Here is a 14572-nt window from a genome sequence, read left to right on the forward strand (position 1 = left end):
ATCGCTGCGAGGGCCTTTTCTTTTGGATATGCGTGCCGGCGAAGTGTTGCTTCGCCGGCTGGACGCCTTGCGGATCAGACGGCCTTATGGCCCTTGATGCCGTAGTAGAAGATGTAGATGTAGCAAAGAACCGGCATCAGGAAGGCGAGGTGGATGCCGATCGTATCGGCGAGACCGCCCATGACGACCGGAACGATCGCGCCGCCTACGATGGCCAGGCACAGGATGCCGGAGCCCTGGCTGGTGTGCCGGCCGAGACCCTTGAGCGCCAGGCTGAAGATGGTCGGGAACATGATCGAGTTGAACAGGCCGACCGCAAGAACCGCCCACATGGCCAGCTGACCGCCGGCAAAGACGGTGACCAGCAGCAGCAGTGCGGCGAAGATGGCGTTGAATGCCAGTGCCTTGCCATCGTCCACGTAGCGCATCGCATAGGCGCCGATGAAGCGACCGACCATGGCGCCACCCCAGAAATAGGCGACATAATGAGCAGCCTGCGATTCCGGCAGGTTGGCGATGGTCGGTTCGGCCAGATAGTTGACCAGGAAGCTGCCGATCGAGACCTCACCGCCGACATAGACGAAGATGCCGATCGCGCCGAGCACGAGGTGGCGGTAGGACCACGCGGACGCGCGTTCGCTGCCGTCGGATGCCATTTCCTCTTCCTGGATCTGCGGCAGCTTCAGGGCTGCGAAGATAGCGGCCAGAACGAGGAAGGCGATGGCAAGCAGCATGTAGGGGAAGCGGACGGCATCGGCTTCGGTCGCACGCAGCATTTCAAGCTGTTCGCCGGTGGCCGTCGCGACGTCGCCGGTCGCGGCCGACAGGATCAGGAACGCGCCGAAAAGCGGGGCAACGGTCGTGCCTAGCGCGTTGAAGGCCTGCGTCAGGGTCAGACGGCTGGCTGCCGTGTCGGGAGATCCGAGTTCGGTCACGTAAGGGTTGGCCGCAACCTGGAGCACGGTCACACCGGAGGCGAGAACGAAAAGGGCGCCGAGGAAAAGGCCATAGACGCGGAAGGCGGCAGCGGGGATGAACAGCGCGCAGCCGATGGCGGCAATCAGCAGGCCGGTGACGATGCCCCATTTATAGCTGATGCGCTTGACCAGCGCACCGGCCGGAAGCGAAACGATGAAATAGGCGCCGAAGAAGCAGAACTGGATCAGCATCGACTGCGTGTAGTTGAGCTGGAAGACGTTCTTCAGATGCGGGATGAGAATGTCGTTCAGGCAGGTGATGAAGCCCCACATGAAGAACAGCGATGTCAGTGCAATGAGCGCAAACTGATAGTTGTTGACGCCGGCGCCGGATGCGGAGGAGCTCCCGGCGTTTGCGTTGCTATTGGAAAAACTGGCCACTTTGAAACCTCTCCTCGAAGCAGCGATTGCTGCAATGCGGCAAAAATGTGCCGTCATTACGTGGTTATATGTTGCAGTTGCTCACTGTTGGGAAGAGTTTTGCAACGCGAGATGCGTGGAAAGTCCGAATGCAGCCCATGTCTATTCGGAAATCAAGGCATGCGCTAAGCGCATGGCGCATCTCGTATGTTGCGCTGCAGCGAAATTTTCGTTCGTCATTCCGCTGTCACAAACAAGATGTGTCGAGCGGGGCTTGGCAAAACGCAAACGGCAGATTTCAAGCGATTAAATTGAAGGCAGCGGCAAGCTGCACCTTTTCGAAGTTGAGCAAGCCTGCCCGTCTTTTCGTTCACGAAAACGTGATTATCTCCGCAAGGTTAGTCCGACCCCGGCGCGCAGGATGTCCTGTTCGGAGCCGCCGCCCGTTGTGCGTTCGTATTCCACGTCGCCGGTCATATCGAGATAGCGGTTGATGTTCCAGGTCAGGCCGGCGCCGCTGATCCAGGTGACGTTGTTGGCGCCGCCATCCTGGAAATCGCGGAACGTGGCGCTGCCGGTCAGGCGGGCGACCAGATTTTCGCGCAACTGATGGGCGACGGCGGAACTCAGCTGATACTCGACCCAGCCGCTTTGGCCGGCGGTGGTGGAATCCTGCACGGTGGTGCGCAGGCCGAAATTGACATCGGTGCCGCGGCGCGGCGACCAGGCGACATTGCCGTCGAGGCTGAAGGCGCCGACGCTTTTCAGTCGGGCATCCTCGTAGGCTACATGCTCGTAGCCGGCGGCAAGCTCGCCGCTCAATTTCTCGCCCATATCGAAGCTCAAACCGAGGCGGCCGGCATAATTGTCGGAGGAACGGGCATAACCGGAACTGTCGCGACGGCGATCATAGAATGTGTGGCCGAGCGCCACTTCGGCGAAGGGAACCAGCGCCGGCGACAGTTCGTAGCCGAGGCGCAGCCGCCCGTCGATGCCGGTGCGGTTGCGGTCCTTGTTGCTGACGACGGTTCCGTCCGAAAGCGTGGCGTCGGTATAGATGTCGCGCGAGGCACCGATGGCTGCCAGTGCGCGGATGCGGCCGACTTCGCGCTCGACCGAGGCTTCGCCCTCGAACTGGTGGACGCCCGACTGGCGTGTCGCGTTGCCGATCGCGTTCGGATCGGCGACGTCCTCGCGCTCGAAATCGTAGGCGCCGGTGATGTGGGCGACGGTATCGTCGGCAAGGTCGAGGCGCAGGTCGGCGCCGATGCGGGCGCGCGGGTCTGTCGTGTCGAGATTGCCGCCGACATTGCGCTGGAACGTGCCGTCGCCGGTGATCGTCAGGGCATGGCGCGACCAGTCCGAAGTCAGCGTGCCGCGAAAGCCGGTGGCGAGGTAATGGCGCGTGTCGGTGGTGTCGCCGTTGCGCTGCCGTTCGGTGTTGATGCTCTGGTTGACAGAGGGCCGCAGCCGGAACGTGCCGACGCGGATGCCCGGCGCGTCATCGGCATCGGCCGGACGCGGCTCCCATTCAGGCTGGTCGATCGGCGCATCGCCCAGATCGAGCGGCTCGTCCGCCGGCTGGTTGAGATCCTCCTCATAGGGTGGTTCCTGCGCCGGACCCGTGCCCGCATTGGCCGTCGCTGCATCCGCAGGCGGCTGGGCGGTCGTGCCGGCTGGAGGTGCGAAAGGATCGTAGACGGCCGCATCGGCGGGATCGGTCGATTGCGGTTCCGGGCCGCTCAGCCATCCACCCGTGCCGGTGCCGGCCCCCTGGGTGATCGTTGTCGTGCCGGCTGTGCCGAACTGGTTGTCGGGCAGTGCGGTAAGCGGGCTGCCATTGCCGGAAAACAGGCCCTGAGCCTGCGCGCCGAGACCACCGGACAGCGCTGCGACGGCGACAACAAGGCCGATGGCCTGCCGTCGCCCGTGTCGGGCCGTGCCTGTGTTTGTCGCGGTCTTCATCGAATGCTCGGCAACCTCAAATGCTTACCCAATCGTAAAGCCTCGTGGTTAAGGATTGGTTGAAGACGATGCGAGGTGGTGGACAGTCGTCGCAGTCGCGGCGAACCTGATGGACTTGGATGTGGAAAAGGATTACTCCTCTCGCCATGATCAAGCGCGCGTTACAACTCGTCGAACATGACGTCGTCGATTCCGCTTTGCGGACGATTTCCTTCGGGCAGCAGGGGCTCAGCGCCGTCGAAGCGGCCCTTCAGGATGGTCTTGGTGACGCGTTTCGCAAAGCGGTCGAGCTGATCGGCGCGATCGACGGTCGCGTGGTGATCACCGGCATCGGCAAGAGCGGTCATATCGGCCGCAAGATTGCAGCCAGCCTTGCCTCCACCGGCACACCTTCTTTCTTCGTGCATCCGGTCGAAGCCAACCATGGCGATCTCGGCATGATCGCGCCGGGCGATGTGGTGCTGGCGCTCTCGTGGAGCGGCGAGACGGCCGAGCTGCAGGGTATCGTGTCGTTCACCCGCCGTTTTTCCATTCCGCTGATCGCACTGACGTCCGGCGAAACTTCGACGCTTGGTCGCGAGGCCGATATCGTCCTTCTTCTGCCCAAGGCGCAGGAGGCCTGTCCGCACGGACTGGCGCCGACCACCTCGACGCTGATGCAGCTTGCGCTCGGCGATGCGCTTGCGGTGGCGCTGCTTGAGGCACGCGGTTTTTCGGCACAGGATTTCCGTGTCTATCATCCGGGCGGCAAGCTCGGGGCGATGCTGTCGCATGTCAGCGACCTGATGCATACCGGCGAGCGCCTGCCGCTGGTGGCGAAGGGCGTTTCCATGCTCGACGCCATCCACGAGCTTTCCGCCAAGCGGTTCGGCTGCGTCGGCGTGGTCGATGAAGACGGGCGCCTCTGCGGCGTCGTGACGGATGGCGACCTTGCCCGTCATCTCGACGGCAATCTCGGCGGCATGTGCGTCGATGACGTGATGACCCACAATCCGAAGACCGTCGGCAAGGATACGCTGGCGACGGCGGCGATGGCACTGCTCAACAAGCACAGCATCGGCGCGCTTCTGGTGGTCGATGAAGATCGCCGCCCCATCGGCATCGTGCATTTCCACGACCTGCTGAGAGTTGGCGTCGCCTGAGCGGGCGCATTTTTGCCCGCACAGGCTTGTTGAACGAGGGCGGCAAGCCCTCGGTTACTTTTCCCGGTAAAAGATCATGCCGCCGTGGTGCAGCGTGTCGGCATCGACAAAGGTGCCGTCGGCGGTGAAGCCGGTGTCGTCCCAGTAATCGATATGGGTGCCGCGAACCTCGTAGCGTCCCTGATAGGCGCTCTGCCGTGCGCCGCGGGCTTCGTCATAGCGGCCGGTTGAGAGAAGTTCCTGGCGGATGCGGCCGTCGCCGGTCACCCACATGCCGAGATAGGGGTGGTTCTGTTGTGCTTGCGCCGTGCTGCTCATGGTTTCCTCTGCATTGGCGAGATGGACCACCGCGCCCAGCGAGGCAGCGGTGAGGATGATGGTGCCGACGATGACGGCGAGCGGATTCTTGACCGCCCGATTTTTCAGCGGTTTCATGGACGTTCCTCCGTATTGCCGGCTTCGCTTGCCGCGCGCCGTTCCGCAAAGAGTTGCGAAAGTGTCTGCGATGCGGCGATCGCCTTGGGGAAGCCGGCCGGGACCGTGACCATGTAGATGACTTCCTTCAGCTCCTCCTCCGACACGCCGATATTGAGCGCATAGCCGGCGTGAACCCGCATGAAGGCCGTCTCGCCGATGGCGGCGAAGGCTGCGACCGCCGCAAGCTGTCGCGTGCGGTTGTCGAGGCCGGCGCGCGACCATACATCGCCCAGCGCATAGGCTTCGGTTGCCTCGGCAAGGAAGGGGAATTCCTGCCGCATGGCTTCCAGATTGGGCTGGGTCATGCCGTTGTTGAGGTCGCGGATCACGGCTGAGCCGCGCTCGCGCCTCTCCACGGTCGTCTCGGCGATGGCCGGTTGCGGGGCGAGCCCCAGAAGGGCCACCGCACCGGCAGTGGCGGCATGGGATCTGATCTGTTGAAGCATCATTACCTCCTTAATGAGTTCGTTTCGTCATGTGGGTTCAGTGGGGCGAACGGCTCGGGCGGATGACGATCTCGCTGACATCGACATCGTCCGGCTGCTCGATCGCGTAGCGTACGGCGCGTCCGATCGCGTCCGGCGTCAGCGCGATCGCCCGCCATGTCTTCATGCCTTCTGCGGCCACCGGATCTGTGATCGTGCTGGCAAGTTCGCTTTCGACGACGCCCGGATGGATGCAGGTGACGCGCAACCTGTCCGTCTCCTGGCGCAGGCCATCGGAAATCGCCCGCACGGCGAACTTCGTGGCGCAATAGACGGCGGCCGTCGGCGAGACGGCGAGCGCGCCGATCGAGGCGATGTTGATGATGTGGCCCGAGCCGCGCTCGGTCATTTCCGGCAGCACGGCGGCAATGCCGTAGAGCACGCCCTTGATGTTGACGTCGACCATGCGGTCCCATTCGTCGACCTTCAGCGAGGCCATGGGCGACAGCGGCATGACGCCGGCATTGTTGACGATGACATCGACCCGGCCGAACTCTTCCCGCGCTGCCTCGGCGAAGGCCGCCACATCGTTGCGGTCGGTCACATCGAGGCGGCGGGTCATGACCTTGCCGCCCGCAGCGCGGATTTCCTTTGCCACTTCGTCGAGGCGATCTGTGCGGCGTGCGCCAAGCACGACGGTGGCGCTGGCCCTGGCAAGTTCGTGGGCAATGCCGACGCCGATACCGCTCGATGCGCCGGTGATGAGGACTACCTTGTCCATGACATTCTCCTTCAATCCCGCCTGATTGCGGTTGCGGATAAGATAGACACCGGGCATTGTTGCGATAAGCCGCCCGTTCTTTCACTCAGAGGTAAGCAAGGCTAACCAATGCTGCCGGACTACAATGCGCTTGCGGTCTTCGTTCTGGTGGCCGACGAGAAGAGTTTTCGCGCCGCTGCCGACCGGATGGGGGTGACGCGTTCGGCCGTCAGCCAGACGATCCGCAAGCTGGAGGAGACGATGGGGATCGCGCTCGTCTCGCGCACGACGCGCAGCGTATCGCTGACCGAGGCGGGCGAGCGGCTCTATGCGGAGGCGGCGCCGGCGCTTGTCGACATGCGCGGAGCGATCGATGCCGCCGCCAATCTTCGCGGGCGGCCGCGCGGGCGGCTGACGCTTGCTGTGTCGTCGATCGCCGAGAGCTTTCTCTCCGGCCCGCTTCTCGCCTCCTTCATCGAGGCCAATCCCGAGGTGACGCTGCATGTCACCGTCACGGACGAGGAATTCGATATCGTCGCGGAGGGCTATGACGCCGGTGTCCGGCTGGGCGAGGTGATCGCGCAGGACATGATCGCCGTGCCGGTATCGGGCGAACAGCGGCAGATGGCCGTGGCATCTCCCGCCTATCTCGAACGTTTCGGCGTGCCAATGCATCCGCGCGAACTGGCCGATCGTCGCTGCATCGGCTGGCGAAAGTCGCACAGTCTCGCGCCCTATCGCTGGGAGTTCGAGGAGGATGGACGGGAGTTTTCGGTGGCGGTGGCCGATACGGTGACGACCACCGACATGGCGCTGATGATCAAGCTGGCGATCGCCGGCGCCGGGATCAGTTTCGGCATGGAGGACAGTTTTCGCCCGGCGATCGCGCGCGGCGAGCTGGTGCCGGTGCTGGAGGATTTCTGTCCGCATTTCGCGGGCTTCTATCTCTATTATCCGAGCCGCCGGAACATGGCGCCCAAACTGCGGGCGCTGGTCGAGCATTTGCGGGCTTTCCGCATGGCGGGGGCGCTCTCCGAGGGATAATGGCCGGGGATGTCGCAGTCGGTGCTTCAAACGCCTGCACGGCGGTGCTATGGCCTCGTGGCGAGCGTGCGGATACGCAGAATTCAGGGTGAAATGAGCGAGGTCGAATAGGCGAGAGGCATGACAGAGACGTCTCCCTATATCCTCTTCCGTGATGATCTTGCCCGCGAGGGGATGCTGTTTTCCGCGCCGAGCGAGCTTGTTGTCGCGCGCCGGGTGGAAGAGGTTCTGCCGGCGCTACAAAGGCTTGAGCAGCATCGCAAATCGGGCAAGTGGCTCGCCGGCTACATCGCCTATGAGGCCGGGTTCGCCTTCGAGGACAAGCTCGTGCCGCTCGCGCCGGACGGCCGCGAGACGCCGCTGATTTGCATGGGCGTGTTCGATGCGCCGGTCGAGGCCGGCGATCCGCGCATGCTGCCTCCCCACGATGTCTTGGCCGGTGGCGTACTCGAGGCGCCGCATGCCGCATGGGATGAGGTAACCTACGCGTCTCGCTTCGCCGTGCTGCATGATCATCTGCGCAAGGGTGACTGCTTTCAGGGCAACCTGACAATGCCGGTCTCGGCGCGCTGGGCGGGCGATGCGAAAGACCTGTTCTGGTCGCTGATCGAGCGCCAGCCGGTGCGCTACGGCGCGCTTGCAGAACTCGGCGGCCCGGCGATCGTTTCGCGTTCGCCGGAACTCTTCTTTGCCGTCGATGGCGAGGGTTTCATCGAGACGCATCCGATGAAAGGCACCGCGGCACGCGGGGCGTCGCCGCAAGAGGACGAGGCGATCAAGAGGGCGATGCTGGCCGACGACAAGACGCTCGCCGAAAACCGGATGATCGTCGATCTCTTACGCAACGACATCTCGCGCATCACCGAGGCGGGCACACTGTCGGTGCCGAAACTCTTCGATATCGAGACCTATCCGACCGTCCACCAGATGGTCAGCCACGTGCGGGCAAAACTTCTTCCCGAAGCGGGGTTGCCGGACATCATGCGGGCGCTTTTCCCCTGCGGTTCGATCACAGGAGCGCCGAAGCTCAGCGCCATGACCATCCTGCACAGGCTCGAAGCTTCGCCGCGCGATGCCTATTGCGGCGCGATCGGCTGGTGCGATCCGGCCGGGCCGATGCGATTTTCCGTGGCGATCCGCACGATCAGCCTTTTTTCCGGCGGAACAGCGATTTTCAATGTCGGCGGCGGCATCGTATTCGATTCGGTGGCGCAGGCGGAGTATGAGGAATGCCTGCTCAAGGCCAGGTTTGCGGTGGGGGACCAATGGATTTCTCGTTGATCGAGACGCTGCGCTGGACGCCCGGCGATGGTTTCGTGAGGCTCGACCAGCATATGAGGCGGTTGTCGCGCTCGGCCGATGCGCTCGGCTTTCGCCAGGCGAAGGATGTCGAGGGCGTATTGAAGGCGGCCGTCGGTGGCGATCAGGATTTGCGCGTGCGGCTGGTCATGTCGTTCCGCGGCAAGGCGGAGGTGACCGCCACGCCGTTTTCCTTGCAGGGCGACGATACCGTCTGGACGATCAAGGTCGGCGCAACTCGGCTGAAGTCTGACGATCCGCTCTATCGCCACAAGACATCCCGTCGCGAACCCTATGAGGCGGCGCGGGCGGAATTTCCCGCCGAGGATGTCGACGAGGTGTTGCTGACCAACGAACGCGGTGAGCTTTGCGAGGGGACGATCACCAATCTGTTTGTCGAGGATGCGGATGGCATGCTGATGACGCCGCCGATTAGCAGCGGCATCCTGCCGGGTATTCTGCGCGCCGACCTGATCCGCCAACGCCGCGCCCGAAGCGAAGTGCTGACACCGGATATGCTGGATGCGGCGGCGAAAGCGGAGCGGAAGATTTTCGTCGGCAATTCTCTGCGCGGGCTGATCGCGGCAAGGCTTGCCTGAGCGGGGGCGCCGGCAAGTGAGGAAGGGGTTGAAATGGCGGTTTTCTGATCGCAGACTGCGGTAAACAGGAGATATCGCCACCTGATGCCCGCCGCCCCGGATCAGACACGCTCGCCCCCGGCCCATCCGGCCTACACGCCCTATGACGGGTCTTCCAAACCCTTTACCATCGGCCTGCTGCAGCTGGAGCCGGAGCGCTGGATCGAGCCGGACGGCGATCTCGCCGAACAGGTGGTGCTGAAACGGGCTTTGGTTGCCGAGCATGGCGAAAAAGTCTTGCGGGCCGAGCCGGACACGGCGGCGGCGCAGCAGGAGGTGCTCGATCTCCTGGTCGACTATCTGCCTTCGCATCATGCGCAGCATTATCGCCGTGAGGGCGGGCGCATCTCTGCCGCCGGTGTCGAGGCCGATTTCACGGATACTGCATTGCTGCCCATCCACCGTGCCGGACTGCTGGTGCAGGACGATCTGGTGATCATGCGCAAGGGCCAGCCAGACGGTGACGGCGGGGAGGGCGGCTGGCGCATCGTCGCGGCGTTTCTCGCGTTCCCGTCCTCCTGGCGTCTGTCGGAAAAGTTCGGCCTGGCCATGGACGAGGTGCATGCACAGGTGCCGGGGTTCGAAGGCGGCAGCCGGAATGCGGGACTGATCAACCGGATGTTCGACAACCTGTCTCCCGAACGGTTCGTCGTACGCTGGAACTGGTCGGTCAACTGGTCACACGCGCTCTATCATCCCGATGCAAAATCGGAGGCGGAAAAGCGTGGAGTTCCGGCCGAGAAGGCGGTCATCCGGGTGGAGCGGCAGACGTTACGGAAACTGCCGAAGTCGGGCGATATCCTGTTCACCATCCGCATCTATCTCGATCCGGTTGCAGCCATTCTGGCGCAACCGAAGGCGGGCGAACTGGCACATTCGATGGCGGACCAGCTGGAGGCAATGACGCAGGCGGAAACCGACTATAAGGGGCTTTCCGAAAAGCGGGCGGAACTCGTCGATTTCCTGCGTCGCCAAGTCTATTGAAAGGCGCTTGGAAATAGCGCCTTGCCCTTGCCGTCTTTGCAAAACAAGTCCTTTATTGTGACGATGAAGTGTGATCTAGCGCGCCAACTGAACACGCATGAAAAATCCGTCACATTGGCCGTTTATGCGTGAAGACCAGGCTGCGGTTTTTAAAAAGAGCAGCCGCTTTTTAGGGAGTAAGACATGTCGGATACCAACTACCCGGTTTATGCCGAAATTACCGGCCCGATCGTGATGATCGGCTTCGGTTCGATCGGCCGCGGCACGCTGCCGCTGATCGAACGCCACTTCAAATTCGACAAGAGCCGGATGGTGGTCATCGACCCGCGCGAAGACGCCGCCGACATGGAAATCCTCAAGAAGCATGGCGTCCGTCACATCAAGGAGCATGTGACGAAGGACAATTACAAGAGCCTGCTGAAGCCGCTTCTCGACGACGGCAAGGGTGGTCAGGGCTTCTGCGTCAACCTGTCGGTCGATACCGGCTCGCTCGACCTGATGAAGCTGTGCCGCAAGCTCGACGTGCTCTACATCGACACCGTCGTCGAGCCATGGCTCGGCTTCTATTTCGACAAGAGCATGAAGAATTCCGAGCGCACCAACTATGCGCTGCGCGAGACCGTGCGCAAGGAAAAGGCGAAGAACCCCGGCGGCACGACGGCCGTTTCAACCTGCGGCGCAAATCCGGGCATGGTCTCGTGGTTCGTCAAGCAGGCGCTGGTCAACCTCGCCAACGATACGGGCGTCAAGTTCGACGAGCCGGATCAGAACGACCGCGAAGGCTGGGCCAAGCTGATGAAGAAGCTTGGCGTCAAGGGCGTCCATATCGCCGAACGCGACACCCAGCGCACCAAGCACCCGAAGCCGCTCAACGTGTTCTGGAATACCTGGTCTGTCGAAGGCTTCATCTCGGAAGGCCTGCAGCCGGCCGAACTCGGCTGGGGCACGCACGAAAACTGGATGCCGAAGAACGCCAAGAAGCACAAGAAGGGCTGCCAGGCCGCCATCTATCTTGAGCAGCCGGGCGCCAACACCCGCGTTCGCACATGGTGCCCGACGCCGGGCCCGCAATACGGTTTCCTCGTCACCCATAACGAGTCGATCTCGATCGCCGATTACTTCACGTTCGAGAAGGATGGCGAAGTCGTTTATCGCCCGACCTGCCACTATGCCTACCATCCGGCCAACGATGCGGTTCTGTCGCTGCACGAGATGTTCGGCAATGGCGGCAACCAGCAGCCGGTCCTGCATGTTCTCGACGAGCATGAACTGGAAGACGGCGTCGACGAACTCGGCGTACTGCTCTACGGCCACGAGAAGAATGCCTACTGGTACGGCTCGCGCCTGTCGCTGGAAGAGACCCGCCGCATCGCGCCTTACCAGAACGCCACCGGCCTGCAGGTGACGTCCGCCGTTCTCGCCGGCATGGTCTGGGCGCTGGAAAACCCGAAGGCCGGCATCGTCGAGGCCGACGAGGTGGACTACAAGCGCTGCCTCGAAGTGCAGACGCCTTACCTCGGCCCGGTCGAAGGCCACTATACCGACTGGACCCCGCTCGAAGGTCGTCCGGGCCTCTTCCCGGAAGATATCGACGAGAAGGACGCCTGGCAGTTCAAGAACATTCTGGTTCGGTAATCGAGGGGCGGCGGCAACCGCGGCCTTGAGCCGAGTGGTTGCTCCTCACCCTGATCCTCTCCCCGCATGCGGGGAGAGGGGACGGGCAAGCGACCAGATCCCGGTTGGTGCCGGCGGGCGGATGACGGCAATCCGCTTCTTTGCGTCCCATATCAAAACAGTGTCTTTCCCTCACGCCATCTTGCATTACATAGGCTCGTGACGGCATGGTTCCCGACCAAAGCCGGACCGAATCGCGGGAGATAGACCATGAACTTCAAACTGGGCCTCGTGCTCATTGCCGCCGCCAGCCTGACCGCCTGCGTCTCCTCGCCGCCGCCGCGCCAGATGGCTGCCGCCCAGCCGCAGGGTGTAGAAGGCTCCTGGGTCGATCCGAACGGCATCGTCTCGACCTTCCAGGGCGGTACGTTCAACACCCGTGCGAGCGACAGCAATGCGCTGCTTGCTTCCGGCAACTACACGACGCTGTCACCGACGCTGGTCGAGATCAACATGACCTCGCTGGTGCGCAAGACCCAGAGCCGCGTCAACTGCGCGCTCGTTTCGCAGAGCCAGCTCAACTGCACCCAGGATAGCGGCGCGCAGTTCTCCCTGACCCGTCGCGGCTGATCGCTGCACAATATTCGAAGTTTCTGGAGAACCCCGCAAAAGCGGGGTTTTCGCGTTTGGAGCGCAAAGTGATGCGCTGCACCCTTGTCATATTTGCCTTGAAACCGATCCTTCTTGATGAAACCATGCGCCGCAAAATGGCTGTCATGTATGCGGCCTAACAAGATCGGGAACCGCCACGCGTTCTGCATGGCGATGAGACAAGGAGAGAACTGATGATGAAGACTATGGGACTTGGGATCCTGACCGCCTCGGTCATGGCCCTTTCGAGCGGCGTGGCGCTGGCCGATTTCGAACTCAATATTCTCCACATCAACGACCTTCATTCGCGCATCGAGCCGATCAACAAGTATGATTCGACCTGCTCGGCCTCCGAAACGGAAAAGAACGAGTGCTTCGGCGGCATCGCCCGCGTGAAGTCGGCGATCGATGCCCGTCGTTCAGAGCTGCAGGGCAAAAACGTGCTGGTTCTCGATGCCGGCGACCAATTCCAGGGCTCGCTGTTCTACAGCACCTACAAGAGCGCCCCGGTTGCCGAATTCATGAACGGCATCGGCTTCGACGCCATGGCCATCGGCAACCACGAGTTCGACGATGGCCCGGAAGAGCTGCTGAAATTCATCGATGCGCTGAAATTCCCGATCATTTCCGGCAACACGGTCGCCAAGCCCGGTTCGATGCTGGCCGACAAGTACAAGGGTTACGTGATCAAGGAATTCGGGGCGGAGAAGGTCGCCGTCGTGTCCGTACTCGCCACCGATACGGCCGAAACCGCATCGCCCGGCCCGGATATCTCCTTCGACGACGAGATCGAATACCTGAAGAAGGCGGTTGCGGAGCTGCAGGGGCAGGGCGTCAACAAGATCGTCGTTCTGTCGCATGTTGGTTATGTGCGCGATCAGGAGATCGCCGCTGCCGTCGATGGCATCGACGTGATCGTCGGCGGCCACAGCCATACCTATCTGTCCAGCACCGACACGAAGGCATCCGGCCCCTATCCGACGCTGGTGAAGAACCCGGCCGGCGTCGACGTGCCGATCGTCACGGCTTACGCCTATTCCAAGTATCTCGGCGATTTCGCCGTGGTCTTCGATGATGCCGGTGCCGTGAAATCCACTTCCGGTGCGCCGAAGCTTCTCGATGCGAGCGTTACCCCGGACGAAGCCTATGTGGCCAAGGTGAGGGAACTCGGCGGTCCGCTTGAAGAGCTGAAGCAGAAGGTCGTCGGCGCGTCCGACGCCGTCATCGACGGCGACCGCGCCAATTGCCGCGTCAAGGAATGCACGATGGGCAACCTGATTGCCGACGCGCAGCTCGACCGCGTCAAGGGGCAGGGGATCACCATTTCCTTCGCCAATGGCGGCGGCATGCGCGCCTCGATCGATGCCGGCGACGTGACGATGGGCGAGGTCCTGACGGTTCTGCCGTTCCAGAACACCGTCGCCACCTTCCAGCTCAAGGGGGCCGATGTGGTTGCGGCGCTCGAGAACGGCGTCAGCCAGATCGACGAGATCGCCGGTCGTTTCGCGCAGGTCGCGGGCCTCAAATATGCCTTCGACAAGTCGAAGCCGGTCGGCTCCAGAGTGAGCGACGTTCAGGTCAAGGAAGGCGATGTCTTCGTGGCGATCGATCCGGCCAAGACCTATGGCGTTGTCACCAATAATTATGTGCGCACCGGCGGCGACGGCTACAGGGTGTTCAATGCCAATGCCCAGAACGCCTACGACTTCGGCCCCAATCTGGAAAACGCCGTGGCCGACTACATCGCCGCCAACAGCCCGTACAAGCCTTACACGGATGGCCGCATCACCGACCTGACGCCGGCCGACTACAAGCCGGCGCCGAAGGAAACGGCACAGGCCCCGGCGGCTACACCTGCTCCGACGACCGCAGCTCCGGCCCCTGCCGCCACGGCTCCGGCTACGACGGCTCCGGCCGCCACGGCGCCGGCCGCCGTCGAGGCGCAGGGCCAGACCACGCCGCCGGCAACCGGTCCGTCCAAATACACCGTCGTTCGCGGCGATTCACTGTGGAAGATCGCCGAGAGCACCTATGGCGACGGCGAGCGCTGGAGCGAGATTTCGAAGGCCAACAGCCTGCGCAACCCGGATATCATCCAGGTCGGCGCCGAGCTGGAACTGCCGGCGCGCTGACATTCTTGACCCGGATCAAGGTCCTGACCGGGTATCTGAGCGATCGATCGGGACAAATTGTCCCGGTCAAGTGAACGGCTCGGGGTTTCCCGAGCCGTTTTTTG

Annotated in this window: 13 protein-coding genes; 8 read left to right on the top strand and 5 right to left on the bottom strand. The window is 62.7% G+C overall.

The window, feature by feature from the left end:
- Positions 1–74: 74 nt before the first annotated feature.
- Positions 75–1358, bottom strand: a complete 1284-nt coding sequence (locus AC0JZ4_RS09770) for a sugar MFS transporter (RefSeq protein WP_471886187.1) — start codon at positions 1356–1358, stop codon at positions 75–77.
- A 363-nt stretch (positions 1359–1721) separates the two neighbouring features.
- On the bottom strand, positions 1722–3302 hold the full coding sequence (locus AC0JZ4_RS09775; protein ID WP_471886188.1) for an outer membrane beta-barrel protein: 1581 nt from the start codon (positions 3300–3302) through the stop codon (positions 1722–1724).
- 146 nt (positions 3303–3448) lie between these two features.
- On the opposite strand from AC0JZ4_RS09775, the gene AC0JZ4_RS09780 reads away from it, so the two are divergent.
- Positions 3449–4444: a KpsF/GutQ family sugar-phosphate isomerase gene (locus tag AC0JZ4_RS09780; RefSeq protein WP_471886189.1), complete on the top strand. Its 996-nt coding sequence runs from the start codon at positions 3449–3451 to the stop codon at positions 4442–4444.
- A 54-nt stretch (positions 4445–4498) separates the two neighbouring features.
- Here AC0JZ4_RS09780 and AC0JZ4_RS09785 read toward each other — a convergent pair whose 3' ends face one another.
- From AC0JZ4_RS09785 to AC0JZ4_RS09795, 3 genes are read right to left on the bottom strand one after another with little or no spacing between them, the layout of a single operon-like run.
- Positions 4499–4879, bottom strand: a complete 381-nt coding sequence (locus AC0JZ4_RS09785) for an Atu4866 domain-containing protein (RefSeq protein ID WP_471886190.1) — start codon at positions 4877–4879, stop codon at positions 4499–4501.
- Positions 4876–5367 (bottom strand): carboxymuconolactone decarboxylase family protein, encoded by a 492-nt coding sequence (locus AC0JZ4_RS09790; protein WP_471886191.1) that lies wholly within the window; start codon positions 5365–5367, stop codon positions 4876–4878. The genes AC0JZ4_RS09785 and AC0JZ4_RS09790 overlap by 4 nt, the downstream gene beginning before the upstream one ends.
- A gap of 37 nt (positions 5368–5404) precedes the next feature.
- Positions 5405–6127 (bottom strand): SDR family oxidoreductase, encoded by a 723-nt coding sequence (locus AC0JZ4_RS09795; RefSeq protein WP_471886192.1) that lies wholly within the window; start codon positions 6125–6127, stop codon positions 5405–5407.
- Between the two features lie 108 nt (positions 6128–6235).
- On the opposite strand from AC0JZ4_RS09795, the gene AC0JZ4_RS09800 reads away from it, so the two are divergent.
- The 7 genes from AC0JZ4_RS09800 (at position 6236) to AC0JZ4_RS09830 (ending at position 14468) form a co-directional block, all read left to right on the top strand.
- On the top strand, positions 6236–7150 hold the full coding sequence (locus tag AC0JZ4_RS09800; protein ID WP_471886193.1) for a LysR family transcriptional regulator: 915 nt from the start codon (positions 6236–6238) through the stop codon (positions 7148–7150).
- A 120-nt stretch (positions 7151–7270) separates the two neighbouring features.
- Positions 7271–8431, top strand: a complete 1161-nt coding sequence (locus AC0JZ4_RS09805) for an aminodeoxychorismate synthase component I (protein ID WP_471886194.1) — start codon at positions 7271–7273, stop codon at positions 8429–8431.
- A complete protein-coding gene (locus AC0JZ4_RS09810) occupies positions 8416–9048 on the top strand; it encodes an aminotransferase class IV family protein (RefSeq protein ID WP_471886195.1) in 633 nt (210 codons plus the stop codon). The genes AC0JZ4_RS09805 and AC0JZ4_RS09810 overlap by 16 nt, the downstream gene beginning before the upstream one ends.
- A gap of 84 nt (positions 9049–9132) precedes the next feature.
- Complete coding sequence (locus AC0JZ4_RS09815) at positions 9133–10071, top strand: heme-dependent oxidative N-demethylase family protein (RefSeq protein WP_471886196.1); 939 nt, start codon at positions 9133–9135, stop codon at positions 10069–10071.
- Positions 10072–10254: 183 nt separating this feature from the next.
- Entirely contained in the window at positions 10255–11706 is a 1452-nt protein-coding gene (locus tag AC0JZ4_RS09820) for a homospermidine synthase (protein WP_471886197.1), read from the top strand.
- Positions 11707–11955: 249 nt separating this feature from the next.
- Positions 11956–12315 carry an outer membrane lipoprotein Omp10 gene (gene omp10 / locus AC0JZ4_RS09825; protein ID WP_471886198.1) on the top strand — a complete coding sequence of 120 codons (360 nt, stop codon included), beginning with the start codon at positions 11956–11958 and terminating at the stop codon, positions 12313–12315.
- 215 nt (positions 12316–12530) lie between these two features.
- Positions 12531–14468, top strand: coding sequence for a 5'-nucleotidase C-terminal domain-containing protein (locus AC0JZ4_RS09830; protein WP_471886199.1), 1938 nt, complete (start codon positions 12531–12533; stop codon positions 14466–14468).
- Positions 14469–14572 lie beyond the last annotated feature (104 nt).

The sequence above is a fragment of the [Rhizobium] kunmingense genome, from assembly GCF_977018605.1.